At 71.8% G+C, this 14,043-nt stretch carries 14 protein-coding genes; 12 read left to right on the forward strand and 2 right to left on the reverse strand.

Annotation, left to right across the window (positions count from 1 at the left end):
- Nucleotides 1-11: 11 nt before the first annotated feature.
- The 5 genes from NAG42_RS24905 (at nucleotide 12) to NAG42_RS24925 (ending at nucleotide 5,612) form a co-directional block, all read left to right on the forward strand.
- The gene (locus NAG42_RS24905) at nucleotides 12-1,091 is read left to right on the forward strand and encodes an ABC transporter ATP-binding protein (RefSeq protein ID WP_250033398.1); all 1,080 of its coding nucleotides are present in this window, start codon (nucleotides 12-14) and stop codon (nucleotides 1,089-1,091) included.
- Entirely contained in the window at nucleotides 1,088-2,068 is a 981-nt protein-coding gene (locus NAG42_RS24910) for an ABC transporter permease (RefSeq protein WP_250033399.1), read from the forward strand. The genes NAG42_RS24905 and NAG42_RS24910 overlap by 4 nt, the downstream gene beginning before the upstream one ends.
- A gap of 3 nt (nucleotides 2,069-2,071) precedes the next feature.
- The gene (locus NAG42_RS24915) at nucleotides 2,072-3,151 is read left to right on the forward strand and encodes an ABC transporter permease (protein ID WP_250033400.1); all 1,080 of its coding nucleotides are present in this window, start codon (nucleotides 2,072-2,074) and stop codon (nucleotides 3,149-3,151) included.
- Entirely contained in the window at nucleotides 3,148-4,158 is a 1,011-nt protein-coding gene (locus NAG42_RS24920) for an ABC transporter ATP-binding protein (RefSeq protein WP_250033401.1), read from the forward strand. The genes NAG42_RS24915 and NAG42_RS24920 overlap by 4 nt, the downstream gene beginning before the upstream one ends.
- A 65-nt stretch (nucleotides 4,159-4,223) precedes the next feature.
- Nucleotides 4,224-5,612: a GH1 family beta-glucosidase gene (locus NAG42_RS24925; protein WP_250033402.1), complete on the forward strand. Its 1,389-nt coding sequence runs from the start codon at nucleotides 4,224-4,226 to the stop codon at nucleotides 5,610-5,612.
- Between the two features lie 9 nt (nucleotides 5,613-5,621).
- On the opposite strand, the gene NAG42_RS24930 is transcribed toward NAG42_RS24925, so the two are convergent.
- On the reverse strand, nucleotides 5,622-6,860 hold the full coding sequence (locus NAG42_RS24930) for an ROK family protein (protein ID WP_250033403.1): 1,239 nt from the start codon (nucleotides 6,858-6,860) through the stop codon (nucleotides 5,622-5,624).
- Nucleotides 6,861-6,961: 101 nt separating this feature from the next.
- Between NAG42_RS24930 and NAG42_RS24935 the strand changes: the two genes are divergently transcribed.
- The 5 genes from NAG42_RS24935 (at nucleotide 6,962) to NAG42_RS24955 (ending at nucleotide 10,524) form a co-directional block, all read left to right on the forward strand.
- A complete protein-coding gene (locus NAG42_RS24935; protein WP_250033404.1) occupies nucleotides 6,962-7,786 on the forward strand; it encodes a class I SAM-dependent methyltransferase in 825 nt (274 codons plus the stop codon).
- 80 nt (nucleotides 7,787-7,866) lie between these two features.
- Nucleotides 7,867-8,082 carry a hypothetical protein gene (locus NAG42_RS24940; RefSeq protein WP_250033405.1) on the forward strand — a complete coding sequence of 72 codons (216 nt, stop codon included), beginning with the start codon at nucleotides 7,867-7,869 and terminating at the stop codon, nucleotides 8,080-8,082.
- 169 nt (nucleotides 8,083-8,251) lie between these two features.
- On the forward strand, nucleotides 8,252-8,545 hold the full coding sequence (locus NAG42_RS24945; RefSeq protein ID WP_250033406.1) for a hypothetical protein: 294 nt from the start codon (nucleotides 8,252-8,254) through the stop codon (nucleotides 8,543-8,545).
- Nucleotides 8,546-8,659: 114 nt separating this feature from the next.
- A complete protein-coding gene (locus NAG42_RS24950; protein ID WP_250033407.1) occupies nucleotides 8,660-9,376 on the forward strand; it encodes a hypothetical protein in 717 nt (238 codons plus the stop codon).
- A gap of 140 nt (nucleotides 9,377-9,516) precedes the next feature.
- Nucleotides 9,517-10,524, forward strand: coding sequence for an App1 family protein phosphatidate phosphatase (locus NAG42_RS24955; RefSeq protein WP_250033495.1), 1,008 nt, complete (start codon nucleotides 9,517-9,519; stop codon nucleotides 10,522-10,524).
- On the opposite strand, the gene NAG42_RS24960 is transcribed toward NAG42_RS24955, so the two are convergent.
- A complete protein-coding gene (locus tag NAG42_RS24960; protein WP_250033408.1) occupies nucleotides 10,498-10,677 on the reverse strand; it encodes a hypothetical protein in 180 nt (59 codons plus the stop codon). The two genes, NAG42_RS24955 and NAG42_RS24960, sit on opposite strands and share 27 nt — an antisense overlap.
- Before the next feature lie 17 nt (nucleotides 10,678-10,694).
- Between NAG42_RS24960 and NAG42_RS24965 the strand changes: the two genes are divergently transcribed.
- Together NAG42_RS24965 and NAG42_RS24970 are read left to right on the forward strand one after the other, a co-directional pair.
- A complete protein-coding gene (locus NAG42_RS24965; protein ID WP_250033409.1) occupies nucleotides 10,695-11,354 on the forward strand; it encodes a hypothetical protein in 660 nt (219 codons plus the stop codon).
- Between the two features lie 15 nt (nucleotides 11,355-11,369).
- Complete coding sequence (locus tag NAG42_RS24970) at nucleotides 11,370-14,024, forward strand: AAA family ATPase (RefSeq protein WP_250033410.1); 2,655 nt, start codon at nucleotides 11,370-11,372, stop codon at nucleotides 14,022-14,024.
- Nucleotides 14,025-14,043: the final 19 nt, after the last annotated feature.

The raw sequence follows: 14,043 nt of genomic DNA on the forward strand, positions 1-14,043 counted from the left end.
AAGGAACCGGCATGACCACCCAGGACGCGAAGGCGCCGGCCGGCGAGGTGGTGCTTGAGGCGATCGGCCTGACCAAGCACTTCCCCGTACGCCGGGGACTGCGCCAGCTGTTCTCCCAGGAACGCACGGCGGTGCACGCCGTCGACGACGTGCAACTCACCCTGCGCCGCGGCCAAGTGGTCGCGCTGGTCGGCGAGTCCGGCTCGGGCAAGAGCACGGTGGCCCGCGTGCTCGCCCAGCTCTATCCGCGGACCGGTGGCGACATCCAGCTGCACGGCCGGTCGACGAAGGTCAAGGGCGGAAGCGCGTTCCGGGCCTACGCGGCCCGGGTCCAGATGATCTTTCAGGACCCGTTCGCGTCGCTGAACCCGGTGCACACCATCCGGTATCACCTGACCCGGTCGCTGAAGATCCACGGCAACGCCGGGAAGACCGACGACGACCTCGAGACCGCGCTGCGCGACCTGCTCACCCGGGTCAGCCTGACGCCGCCCGAGCGCTACCTCGACAAGTTCCCGCACGAGCTCTCCGGCGGCCAGCGCCAGCGGGTCGCGATCGCCCGCGCGCTCGGCGCCGACCCGGAGGCGCTGCTGGCCGACGAGCCGGTGTCCATGTTGGACGTGTCGATCCGGCTCGGCGTGCTGAATCTGCTGCGCGACCTCAAGGAGCGCCTCAACCTGGCGATCCTCTACATCACCCACGACATCGCGTCGGCCCGGTACTTCGCCGACGAGACGCTGGTGATGTACGCCGGCCGGATGGTCGAGGGCGGCGACAGCGAGACTGTCACCCAGACTCCGGCCCACCCGTACACCCGGCTGCTGATCGACTCCGCGCCGGACCCGGACCGGCTGGCCGGTGAGGTCAACCCACTGGACGAGGACCGGGGCAACGGCGAGCCGCCGAGCCTGATCCGCCCGCCGTCCGGCTGCCGGTTCCATCCGCGCTGCCCGATGGCGATGAAACGGTGCATCACCGATCTGCCGATCCGGCTCGAGATCGGTGACCGGCCCGGGCACTGGGCTGCCTGCTGGCTTTACGACGAGGCGACGGTCGCGGCCGCGACGCCCGGAGAGGCGGCGGCGAAGTGAAGTACTTCCTCCAGCGCATCGCGTTCTACCTGTTCACCGCGTGGGCCGCGATCACCCTGAACTTCTTCATCCCGCGGCTGGTGCCCGGTGACCCGGTGCAGTCGCTGATCGCCAAGTTCCGCGGCCAGCTCAGCACCGAGGCGATCAACTCGCTCTACGTCCTGTTCGGTCTCGACGACGACAAGGGCCTGTGGACGCAGTACATCGACTACTGGAAGCAGTTGTTCCACGGCGACCTGGGCCTGTCCTTCACGTTCTTCCCGTCGCCGGTCTCCCAGATCATCGGGGACGCGCTGCCGTGGACGGTCATGCTGGTCGGCATCACCACGGTGATCAGCTTCATCCTCGGCACCAGCCTGGGTGTGCTGGCCGGCTGGCGGCGCGGCTCGTGGACCGACGGCCTGCTGCCGGTCACCACGTTCTTCTCGTCGGTGCCGTACTTCTGGCTCGGCATCATCGCGATCTACCTGCTGACCGGCCCGGACAGCTTCTTCCCGTCGTCCGGCGGCTTCGACTCGGCGCTGGTGCCGGCCTTCGACCAGTACTTCATCCCCAGCGCCGTGCAGCACAGCCTGCTGCCCGCGCTGACCATCCTGATCTCCTCGGTCAGCGGCTGGATCCTCAGCATGCGCAACATGATGGTCACCGTCGCGTCCGAGGACTACATCACCGTCGCGCACGCCAAGGGCCTCTCCGAGCGGCGGGTCGCGGTGAGCTACGCCGCCCGCAACGCGTTGCTGCCCAACATCTCCGGCTTCGCGTTGTCGCTCGGTTTCATCGTCGGCGGCACGCTGCTGGTCGAGATCGTCTTCTCGTACCCCGGCCTCGGGTTCATCCTGCTGCAGGCGCTGGGGGCCAAGGACTACCCGCTGATGCAGGGCATCTTCCTGGTCATCACGATCTCGGTGCTGGTCGCCAACCTGCTGGCCGACCTGGCCTATCTGCTCCTCGACCCGCGCACCCGCAAGGAGGGCTGAGCGATGACGATTCCGACCTCGAGCACCGCCCAGGTCATACCCGGCCAGGGGGCGATGGCCCAGCCCGAGAGCGCCAAGCCGGGCAAGGCCAAGCGGCACCGGTTCCTCTTCCTGCGCAACATCAAGGCGGCCACCGGCCTGGTCATCCTCTTTCTCTATCTGCTGTTCGCGGTCATCGGGCCCTGGATCACCCCGTACGACCCGGACGCGCGCAGCAACGACCTGCTGCAGCCGCCGTCGGCCGACCACTGGTTCGGCACCACCCACCTCGGCCAGGACGTCTTCAGCCAGGTGCTCGACGGCACCCGCCCGGTTGTGTTCGTCGGCTTCCTGGCCGGCACCATCGCGACCGTGTTGTCGGTGATCATCGGCATCACCGCCGGATACCTCGGCGGCAAGGCCGACGACACCCTGTCGGCCCTGTCCAACGTGTTCCTGGTGATCCCGGCCGTCCCCCTGATGATCATCATCACCTCGATCCTGGACAACGCCAGCAACCTGCTGATCGCGCTGATCATCGGCTTGACGTCGTGGTCGTGGAACGCCCGGGTGCTGCGGGCGCAGACCCTTTCGCTGCGCCGGCGCGACTACATCGAGGCGTCCCGGGCCACCGGCGAGAAGACCTGGCGGATCGTCGGCTTCGAGTTGCTGCCCAACCTGACCGCGGTGATCGCCTCCGGGTTCATCGGCACGGTCATCTTCGCGGTGCTCTCGCTGATCACCCTGGCCTTCATCGGCATCGTCTCGGCGGCCGGCTGGAACTGGGGCACGATCCTGTTCTGGGCGCAGGGCCAGCAGGCGCTCGCCCAGGGCGCGTGGTGGTGGTTCGTGCCGGCCGGTCTGGCCATCGCGTTCCTCGGCACCGCCCTCTCGCTGATCAACTTCGCCATCGACGAGTTCGTCAGCCCCCGCCTGCGCAGCGCCGGCAAGACCAAGCTCAAGACCGCCTCCGGCGGGACCGTACGGATGCGGATCGGCTTCACCCCGGTGCTGTCGAACTCGGCCGCGCCGCACACCCACGCCCGGGCGATCCCGATCAACACCGACGGCGCGACGCCGGTGGCTCGAGAGGTGGCGAAATGACCATGGAACCGGTCCTCGAGATCCGTAATCTCAACGTCGAGTACGGCCTGGGTGACAAGGCCGTGCGGGCCGTCCGCGACGTCAACCTGACCCTGCACCGCGGCGAGGTCCTGGGCCTGGCCGGCGAGAGCGGCTCGGGCAAGTCGACCCTGGCCTACGGGCTGACCCGGCTGCTCGCGCCGCCCGGTGTGATCACCGGCGGCGAGGTCATCTATCACCCCGAGAAGAGCGACCCGTACGACGTGCTCGGTCTCTCGGACAAGGCGTTGCGCGCGTTCCGCTGGGCCGAGACGGCGATCGTGTTCCAGGGCGCGATGAACTCGCTCAACCCGGTGCACAAGATCTCGACCCAGCTGACCGACGTGCTCAAGGCCCACGAGCCCAAGATGAGCGACCACACCCGCAACGCCCGGGCCCGCGAGATGCTCAAGCTCGTCGGCATCTCGCCCGACCGGATGGACGCCTATCCGCACCAGCTCTCCGGTGGCATGCGGCAGCGCGTCATGATCGGCATGGCGCTGATCCTGCAGCCGCAGGTGGTCATCATGGACGAGCCGACCACCGCCCTCGACGTGGTCATGCAGCGGCAGATCCTGGGCCAGCTGATCGAGCTGCGCGAGCGGCTCGGCTTCTCGGTCATCTTCATCACGCACGACCTGTCGCTGCTGGTCGAGTTCTCCAACCGGATCGCGATCATGTATGGCGGCCGGATCGTCGAGGAGGCGCCGGCCGCGACGATCTATCGGGACGCTCTCCACCCGTACTCGAAGGGGCTTCTCAGCTCTTTCCCCGCCCTGCGGGGGCCCCGCCGGGAGCTGGCCGGCATCCCCGGGTCACCGCCCGACCTGGCCGGCATGCCCAGCGGTTGCTCGTTCCACCCCCGGTGCCCGCGGGCGTTCGAGCCGTGCTCCCAGCACATCCCGGTGCTCGGCCGTCCCGACGCCCAGAACGGAGCCGCACGTTCCGTCGCGTGCTGGCTGCATCCCACGGAGCAACCCGTCGGATGACAACGGGGGCCGGTCCGCCGACGCGGACCGGCCCTCAACTTCTTATACATCCCCACTGGAGTGCCATGAATCCCACCACCACCTCCGTCCCGCTCGCCACCGGACTGCCCGCGCAGTTCCTGTGGGGGGTCGCGACGGCGTCGTACCAGATCGAGGGCGCCGCCGCCGAGGACGGCCGCACGCCGTCGATCTGGGACACCTTCTCCCGGGTCCCCGGTGCCGTGGCCGGCGCCGACAACGGCGACGTGGCGTGCGACCACTACCACCGGATGCCGCAGGACGTCGCGCTGATGAAGAGCCTCGGCGTGGACAGCTACCGGTTCTCGGTGGCCTGGCCCCGGATCCAGCCCGGCGGCCGGGGCCCGGTCAACCCGGCCGGTCTCGGCTTCTACGAGCGCCTCGTGGACGAGCTGCTCGAGAACGGCATCGCGCCCTGGGTGACGCTCTATCACTGGGACCTGCCGCAGGAGCTCGAGGACGCGGGCGGCTGGCCCCACCGCGACACGGCCTACCGGTTCGCCGACTACGCGATGCTGGTCTTCGACAAGCTGCAGGACCGGGTCGACACGTTCACCACACTGAACGAGCCGTGGTGCTCGGCCTGGCTCGGTTACCACGTCGGCGTGCACGCGCCCGGCCGCAAGGACTTCGACGCCTCGCTGGCCGCCACCCACCACCTGCTGCTCGGCCACGGCCTGGCCGTCCAGCGGATGCGCGCCGCCGAGACCCGGCCCCACAACTACGGCATCACGCTGAACATGGGCACGGCCGACCCGCACGCTGACACCGAGGCCGACCGGGATGCCGCCCGCCGCGCCGACGGCATGGGCCTCCGGCTCTACCTGGACCCGCTGCGCAAGGGCTCCTACCCGGCCGACGTGGTCGAGGACCTGGCCGCCCGCGGCTCGGCGATGCCCGTCCAGGACGGCGACCTCGAGATCATCTCGACCCCGTTCGACACCCTCGGCGTGAACTTCTACTTCGGACAGGACTTCGCCGGCACCGACGAGGACGGCCGCACCGAGGACGCGAACGGCGAGCCGGTGGTCCGGTCCGTGCTGCCCGACACCGCCCGTACGGCGATGGGCTGGCCGATCACCCCGGAGCGCTTCACCCAGCTGCTGGTGCGCCTGCACCGGGACTACCCCGGCCTGCCCATGGTGATCACCGAGAACGGTGCCGCCTTCGACGATCAGGCCGACGAGTCGGGCTACGTGGCCGACGACGACCGCACGGAATACCTGGCGTCGCACATCGCCGCGGTCGCCGCCGCCCGCGAGCAGGGGGCCGACGTGCGCGGCTACTTCGCCTGGTCGCTGCTCGACAACTTCGAGTGGGCCGAGGGCTACGCCAAACGGTTCGGCATCGTGCACGTCGACTACGAGACCCAGCAGCGCACTCCCAAGCGGAGCGCCCTCTGGTTCCGCGACTCGATCGCCTCGCTGCGCGGCTGAAGCGTTGCGTCAGCGCCGGGCCCGGTCTCCCGGCCGGCGCTGACGCGGCGTGAAGGTCAGGACCGGCTCGACCGGCTCGGCCAGACCACCCTCGGCCAGCAACTGCGCGATCGGCAGGGTGGCCGCGCCCATCGCCACCGCGTCGACGCCGAGCTCGCAGACGGTGATCGTCGTCTGCGCGTACGGCCGGCGCAGCGCGTGCCGGGCCGCGGCGGCCCGGATCTCGTCGAGGAATCGCGCGCCGAACACCGACCCGGTGGTGCCGCCGAGCACTATCCGCTCCGGGCTGAACAGGTTGATCAGATCGGCCAGCCCCGCGCCCAGATAGCCGGCCGTCCGCTCGAAGACCTCGGCCGCCCCGGCCGGCAGCTCGGCCTCGCTCAGCACCCGGGGCAGAAGCTCTTTCCCGTACGGCACACCGAGTGCCGCCGCCAGCCGCCGCCCGATGCGGTCGGCCCCGATGTAGGCCTCCAGGCAACCCCGCGCCCCGCACCGGCACTCGTCGCCGTCGTAGATCAGCGTGGTGTGTCCCCACTCGCCGGCGTTGCTGTTCGCCCCGCGGTAGTAGCTGCGCCCGTCCATCACGACGGCCGCGCCCACCCCGAGACCGATCAGCACGACCACCGCGTGCCGGGCCCCGCGCCCCGCGCCGAACCACATCTCGGCCTGGCCGTGCGTCTTGGCCCCGTTCTCCACAAAGATCGGCACCTCGGTGCCGGCCCGCAGCATGTCGCCCAGCGCCACCGCGTCCCAGCCGGTCGACTGCGAGTCGACCACCCCGTCCTGCCCGACCACGCCGGGCACACCGACCCCGAAGCCGAGCACGTCGGCCGGCGCCACCCCGGCCTCGTCAAGCACTGTGCGCAGGCCGCTCAGCAGCCGGCCGGCGACCTGCTCGGGACCGTCGTCGTGGTCCAGGGTCACCGCGGCCAGCCGCGACATCTCCAGGTCGTAGAGCTCGACCAGCACCCGGGTCTCACCCACGTCGGCGCCGACCACGTAGCGGTAGCCCGGCCGCACCCGCAGCAGCACCCGCGGGCGGCCGCCGTCCGACCCGACCAGGCCGGCCTCCTCGACCAGCCCCTCCTCGATCATCTCGCCGATCAGGTTGCTCACACTGGCCTGGCTCAGCGCGGTGCTCGCGGCCAGCTGCTGCCGGCTCTGCAACCCGCCGTGGAACAGGTCGGTGAGCAGGCTGGACCGGTTCGCCCGGCGCACATCACGCACCGTCGTACGCCTGGTCTCCAAGCCCGCACCCCCGCCGTCAGCCCCGCTCCGAACTGCCATCCAACCCCAGCCGGGCGAAAAAACGTAAGCCGGAAAGATCCGCGGCGTCATATCGTGCCCGGATGACCGACTACCGTGACGTGAACCGTGCAGCCTGGGACGACCGCGCGGCGGCACACGCGGCCTCGCCCGACTACAAATTCCAGCGCTTCACCGACCCCGATCATCTGAGCCCGGTGGTCCGGTTCGACCAGCCGCTGCTCGGTGACATCTCCGGCCTGCGCGGTGTGCACCTGCAGTGCCACATCGGCACCGACACGGTGTCGCTGGCCCGCCTCGGCGCCACGATGACCGGGCTCGACTTCTCCCCGAAATCGCTCGACGAGGCCCGCCGCCTGGCCGAGCTGGCCGGCCAGGACGTGCGCTTCGTGCAGTCCGATGTCTACGACGCGGTGAGCGCCGTGGGTGACGGCTACGACGTGGTCTACACCGGTATCGGGGCCCTGTGCTGGCTACCCGACATCCGGCGCTGGGCACGGACCGTGGCGGCGTTGCTGCGGCCGGGTGGGCGGCTGTTCATCCGCGAGGGACACCCGGTGCTGTGGGCGCTGGACTACGACCGCACCGACGGTCTGCTGGTGCTCCAGGAGCCCTATTTCGAGACCGAGAAGCCGCAGATCTACGAGGATGAGGGCAGTTACGCCACCACCGACGTCGCCTTCACCCACAACACGACCCACGAGTGGAACCACGGCCTGGGCGAGATCGTGACCGCGGTGCTGGAGGCCGGGATGACGCTCACCGGTCTGGTCGAGCACACCACTGTGCCGTGGGAGGCACTGCGGGGCGGGCAGATGACCGAGGTGCAGGAGAACGAGTGGCAGCTCGCCGACCGGCCGGTGCGGCTCCCGCACACCTATACGTTGCAGGCGGCGAAGCCGTCCTAGGACCACCGGCCCGGCATCCCGTTTAGAGCTTGAACGGTTCGGGGTATCGGTGGGCATCCCCACGGCATAGGAGACCCCCAATGCGCGCAGGTTCTATCGGCGGGCTGCTTTTGATCATTTGGCTCGTGCTGGGCGGCGTGGCCGCCTACGAACGAGGTTATTTCTCCGACACCAGTGACACCAGTTGTGCCGAGTTCGGCACGATCGCCGTCACGACGATCGCCGGCCCGCTCAACTGGGCGGGCGTCAACCCCAAGATCACGTGCGACCTGGACGTTCCGCCACCCAGTAAGTAGCTTGCGACGAGCGCCGCCGGCCCACCCCGGCGGCGCTCACTCGTCCGAGGGATTCGTCACGAAATTGCCGTAACTCGGATGAGCCCTGCGCGTTTCGGGCCGAAACGGTAAGTTGGTGGGTGTGACGGCCGTGGCGCGTGTGCTTCCCCGAGACTGGGATGGGCACCGCTTGCTGCGCTTTCTCACCGGGCTGGCCATGCTCGCCCTGGCCTTCGCCGCCCAGTGGGCGCCCGGTCAGCTCGCGACCGCGGTTCCCGCGCCGCCCGCTGCCGTCGCCGAGGTGCAGGCAGTCCCCGAGGTGCAGACCCCCGGGCCGGTCGAGACCGCCGTGCGGGCCGCGGTTCCGCTGAGCACGCCGATCGCGCCCCTCCCGATGGCCCCGTTGCTCGTGGGCGCCGCAGTTGTTGTTCTCGCCGGCGTCTCGTTGCGCTCCCACGCCGTCCGCGGCCCGCCCCTCAGCTGACCGCCAAGCCCAGCATCGGCGGGGCCGACCCCGCCCGCGGCCGTCCGGCCGCTCTCGCCAAGCGTCGTCATCGGGTAGACCGTGTCCGCATGTGAGGTTGCCATGGAATCCGCCGTGCAAAGCTTCTTCGTCTCCCTGCCGCAGGCCGCCGCGTTGTGGCTTCTCCTCCTGCTCGCCATCGCCGTGGCCGCCACCGTGGCCGCCATCCCCACCCGGGCGCCGGCCCCGCCGCTGACCGGCCCGCAGGCCGACGCGCTGCGCTTCGCCGGCGAGGTCGCCGTCGCAGCCGAGCGGGCCGCCGCCACCGCCGCCCGCCGCCGCGCCGAGTGGGCCACCGCCCAGGACCGGGTGGACGCCGCCTGGCTGGCCTTCGACGACGCCGACCGGCTGGCCCGCGAGGGTGTCCGGGCCGCCGCGTACCCGTTGATGAGCCGCCGCCGCAAGCCCGGCGACAACGTCGATCGGCAGCGCTACCTGCACCACGCGGCCACCGCCGCCTGCCGCCGGCGCGAGATCTCGATCGCCCAGCTCAACGACGTGCTCGCCCATCGGGGCTGGAACCCGCGCCTGCACCCGGTGGTGCAGGAGGGGCATCTGCGCGCCGCCGTCCGGGCCCACCGCCTGTCGCAGTACGAGGACGCCCAGAAGCAGGAGCAGGCCGCCTGGCATGAATCCGAGCTGGCCGCCGACGCACTGCGCAGCCTGCGGGCCGAGGCGGCCGCGGCACTCGTGCGGGCCGGTGTCGCCGGGCGGCTCGTCGCCGACGACCAGTGGTTCGCCGATCAGTGGACCACCACCGAGATTCCGGCCATGGCCAAAGCCGTCGCCTGACCGTCGCCTGTGGAGGGCGGACCGTTCACCCGCGCCTGCCAGGTTGTCCGGGTACCGTAACCGGGCAGGAGACCGCCGAGACCAGGGGAGCAGGGGACCAGAGCGTGTCATCAACTCCGGCGAGCGGCCAGCCGCCCGCGATGCGGATGCACCGGGCGGCACGGGTGGAGGACGCCTTCCACGAGATCATCGAGCGCCGGCTGCGCAACCGGGGCTGGCGGCCGGTGATCACGGCGTATACCGGCTACGGCGCGCCCGGCTGGGCCCGGGTGATGGCCCGGGTGGTGCTCACCCGAGGCACCCCCACCAGTAAGAGGCTGGAAAAACTGCGCGGCTGGCGCAGCTTCACCAACTCACCGGTCAACAACGCCGTGGTGAAGATCCAGATCGGTGACAGCATCACCGAGACCCGCACCGACCGCAGCGGTTATGTGGACACCCGGGTCAAGGGTGACCTCGAGCCCGGCTGGGGCAGCGTGCGGCTGTTCACCGAGGGGGCGGCCCCGGCCGAGGCCCCGATCCGGGTGGTCGACCCCGAGTGCCGCTTCGGCCTGGTCTCCGACATCGACGACACGGTCATGGTCACCGCCCTGCCCCGCCCGCTGCTCGCGGCGTGGAACACGTTCGTGCTCGACGAGCACGCGCGCATGGCGGTGCCCGGCATGGCGGTGCTCTACGAGCGGCTGATCACGGCGAACGCCGGGGCGCCGGTCTTCTATCTGTCGACCGGCGCGTGGAATGTGGCTCCCACGCTGACCCGCTTCCTGTCCCGCCACCTCTATCCGGCGGGCCCGCTGCTGCTCACCGACTGGGGTCCCACCCCCGACCGCTGGTTCCGCAGCGGTCAGGAGCACAAGCGCAACACGTTGCAGCGGCTCTCCCGGGAGTTCCCGCACATCCGCTGGCTGTTGATCGGCGACGACGGGCAGCACGACCAGGAGATCTACTCCGAGTTCGCGCACGCCCACCCCGACAACGTGGCCGCGGTGGCGATCCGCCAGCTCTCGCCCACCCAGTCGGTGCTGGCCGGTGCGATCCCCGGCCCGTCCGGCGACCCCGAGGCGGTCGGCTCCGGCGGCAAGACCTGGTTCTCCGCGCCGGACGGGGCGGGGCTGTGGTCGCTACTCCGCGATACTGATGTCGTCTGACTCCTCGGCCGCCTCGGCGACCCGCTGGTGCAGCCGATCACGGATCTCGTCCGGGGTGTATTGCCGGCGCTTGCGCTCGGCTCGTGCCACGACGGCTCCGGTCGCCGCGACGCCCGCCAACCCGGCCAATCCCACTACTTTCCACCAACGCATCACTTGAGGATAGACACGTGGACGCCGCCTTAAGCCTCGATGAGGCTCTCGACCTGACCCGGACCGGTGACATCTGGATCTTCCGGGGGCGCACCGGTGCCGACCGGGCCATCCAGACCCTCACCAACAGCCCGGTCAACCACGTCGGCATGTCGATCGTGGTCGAGGACATGCCGCCGCTCATGTGGCATGCCGAGCTCGGCCGGTCGCTGCCCGACCTGTGGTCCGGCACGTTCCAGCGCGGCGTCCAGCTGCACGACCTGCGCGACGCGGTGACGATCTGGGCCCGCCGCTACGGGCAGCGCGGCTGGCTGCGTCAGCTGGAGCCCGGCGTCGACATGGCGATGGAGGACCTGGCCCTCAAGACGGTGGCCCGGCTCGACGGCACGCCGTTCCCGTCATCCGCGCAGCTCGCTTGGCGGTGGGTGCGCGGCCGGGTGCCGCAGGTCCGCCCGCGCTGGCGCGCCCGCGGCGGTCGCCCGGTCACCGACGCCGCCCTGGAGACGGCCTACTGCGCCGAGGTCGTCGCGGTGACCTACGAGGACATGGGTCTGCTGCCGCGCGGACGCCAGCCCAACTGGTATGACCCGGGCCGCTTCTGGAGCGGCGACGACCTCGAGCTGTGCGACGGTTTCACCCTCTCCGACGAGATCGAGGTGGACGTACCCGACGCATAGGGCCACCTTGTCGGTATGGGAGTGCGCTTGGTGGGCCGGGTGGCCGAGGTGGTCGCCCTCGATCGGCTGCGTGCCTCGGCCGAGCAGGGCCGGGGCGGGGTGGCGCTGCTGGTCGGCGAGGCCGGCATCGGCAAGACGGCGGTGGTCGAGGAGGCGGTGGCCCGGGCGTCCGCGGCCGGCGTCACGGTGCTGACCGGCCGGGCCGACCCCGACGAGGGCGCGCCCAGCTTCTGGCCGTGGCTGAGCCTGCTGGCCGGCGGCCCCGACGGTCTGTCGCCGACCCTGCTCGAGCTTTCCGGTTCGGCCGAGCCGGCGGCCGCTGCCCGGTTCCGGGCGGTGCGGGCGACGGTCACCGCGCTCTGCGCGACCGCCGGGAAGCGGCCTCTCCTGCTGGTGCTCGAGGATCTGCACTGGGCCGACGAGGCGTCGCTGGCGCTGCTGGCCGCCCTGGCCCGCGAGATCGGCAGCGCCCGCATCCTGGTGCTCGGCACGAGCCGCACCCCGCCCGGCGAGCCCCTCGATCCGGCCACCGTCGAGACGCTGACGATCGGTGCCTGGGAGCAGGCGGCGGTGGCCGGCTACGTCGCCGCCGAGAACCGGGGCGGGCCGGTCCATCCGAGCTGGGCCGGCGTCCTGCACCGGCTCGGCGGGGGCAATCCGCTCTACACCCGCGAGCTCACCCGGCTGCTGATCCGCGAGGGCCGGCTGACCGGGCCGGCGGGCGCGGTCGATCTGCCCGCGGGACTGCGGCCGATCGTGGCCCGGCGCACGGCGCACCTCTCGGCGGCCGGCCGGCACATGCTCGCGGTGGCCGCGGCGTACGGGTCCGAGATCGACGTGTCCGTCCTGGAGCGGGTCGTCGCGGTCGAGCCGCTCGCCGAGGCGGTCGCGGCCGGGGTGCTGGTCGACGACCCGTGGGCGCCGTCCCGGGTCCGGTTCGTCCACGAGCTCGTGCGGCAGGCGCTCCAGACGGAGCTGAGCCGGGACGAGCGGATCCGGGTGCACGCGGCGATCGCGACCGCCCTCGACCAGCACGGTGCGCCGGCCGCCGAGGTTGCCCGGCATCGCGTACGGGCCGCGGCCGGCGCCGAGTCCCGGGCCGCCGCCGTCCAGGCCTGCGTCGCGGCCGCGCGGGCGGCCACCCGTGCGCTCGACCACGCCGAGGCCGTCCGCTGGCTGGGGCACGCGCTGGCCAACGCTCCCGGCGATGCCTCGTTGCGTCTGGCCCGCGCCGAGGCGGCGTACCGGAACGGCCGGCTCGACCTGGCGGTGGCCGACTGCGAGGCGGTGGTCGACGAGGTCGGCGCCCCGGCGGCGCTGGTGATCCGGGGCTTCGGCGGTCCGCTGGGCCCGGCGTTGCTGCGGCTGTGCGACCGGGCCCTGGCGCACGACCTCGACGACGGCGACCGGGCCCAGGTGCTGGCCCAGTCCGCGTTCCTGCTCGCCGAGGACCTCGACCCCGAGCGGGCCGGGCGGATCAGCCGTGAGGCGATGGTGCTGGCGACCGCCTCCGGGCGACCGGACGCGCTGGTCGCGGCCGTGCACGCGCGGCACGAGACGATCGATCCGGCCGACGACCTGGACGAGGTGCTCGAGCTGGCCCGCCGCAGTTGCGAGCTGGCCGGCCCGAGTGGGCAGCCCGACGCCGAGCTGTGGGGGCGCACCTGGCGGCTGGAAGCCTGTCTGGCGCTGGGCGACCTGGGCCAGTTCGACGCCGAGACCGGCCGGCTGGCGGCGCTGGCCGACCGGCTGGGCTGGCCGGTCGCCCACTGGCATCTGCTGCGCGCCCGGGCCGCCCGGGCCCTGGTGGCCGGACGGCTCGGGCCGGCCCGCGAGTTCGCCGAACAGGCCCGGGATCTGGCCGCCCGGTCGCAGGACGCCTCGGCCGCATACATGTTCCTGGCCTTTCTCAGCGGTCTGGCCGAGTTCGACGGTGACTACTCGTGGGCCGGCGCCACCGCCTTCGGCAATGAGGACGTCCCGATCGCCGTCGCCCAGCTGGGGCATATCGCGATGGGCCGCGGTGACCGGGACGGGGCGCTGGCCGCGACCCGGCGGCTGCGGGGCGCGCTGCCCCGGCTGCCGGCCGACGGGCGGCGGACCTACGTCACGGTGATCACCGGGGAGATGGCGGCCTGGGTGGGTGACCTCGACCTGGCGGCCGAGTGCTACACCCGCATGCTGCCGCGGGCCGGCCTGTATCTGAACTCGATGTCGAGCTGCCACGGTGCCGTCGCGCGTCCACTGGGGATGATGGCGGCGGCGCTGGGCCGGCCCGAGGCCGGGCGGCATCTGGCCGCGGCGGTGGCGATGGAGGAACGGATCGGTGCACCCGGGCACCTGGCCAAGGCCCAGATCGCGTACGCGGGACAACTGCGCACCACCGACCCGCGCCGCAGCCGCGAACTGGCGTCGGCGGCCCTGGCCACCGCCCGCCGGCTGGGCCTGCCGGTGCTGGCCGGGCCGGCCGCCGAGCTGGCCCGCGACGACCTCACGGCCCGGGAGCGGGAGATCGCCGGGCTGGTCGCCGGGGGACTGTCCAACCGGGCCATCGCCGGGCGGCTGGTGCTCTCCGAGCGGACCGTCGAGACGCACGTCCGCAACATCCTGGGCAAGCTCGGGCTGACCGGTCGAGCCGAGCTACGTGGTGCGACTCAGTACCGGCACTGAGGTTTCCGCGGCCGCCCGC

This window comes from Paractinoplanes maris, assembly GCF_023544465.1.
GTDB classification, from domain to species: Bacteria; Actinomycetota; Actinomycetes; order Mycobacteriales; family Micromonosporaceae; genus Actinoplanes; species Actinoplanes maris.

Coding starts and splice junctions, on each gene's coding strand:
- NAG42_RS24905 (WP_250033398.1), top strand. CDS start 12: ATGACCACCCAGGACGCGAAGGCGCCGGCCGGCGAGGTGGTGCTTGAG.
- NAG42_RS24915 (WP_250033400.1), top strand. CDS start 2,072: ATGACGATTCCGACCTCGAGCACCGCCCAGGTCATACCCGGCCAGGGG.
- NAG42_RS24920 (WP_250033401.1), top strand. CDS start 3,148: ATGACCATGGAACCGGTCCTCGAGATCCGTAATCTCAACGTCGAGTAC.
- NAG42_RS24925 (WP_250033402.1), top strand. CDS start 4,224: ATGAATCCCACCACCACCTCCGTCCCGCTCGCCACCGGACTGCCCGCG.
- NAG42_RS24935 (WP_250033404.1), top strand. CDS start 6,962: ATGACCGACTACCGTGACGTGAACCGTGCAGCCTGGGACGACCGCGCG.
- NAG42_RS24940 (WP_250033405.1), top strand. CDS start 7,867: ATGCGCGCAGGTTCTATCGGCGGGCTGCTTTTGATCATTTGGCTCGTG.
- NAG42_RS24955 (WP_250033495.1), top strand. CDS start 9,517: ATGCGGATGCACCGGGCGGCACGGGTGGAGGACGCCTTCCACGAGATC.
- NAG42_RS24960 (WP_250033408.1), bottom strand. CDS start 10,677: ATGCGTTGGTGGAAAGTAGTGGGATTGGCCGGGTTGGCGGGCGTCGCG.
- NAG42_RS24970 (WP_250033410.1), top strand. CDS start 11,370: ATGGGAGTGCGCTTGGTGGGCCGGGTGGCCGAGGTGGTCGCCCTCGAT.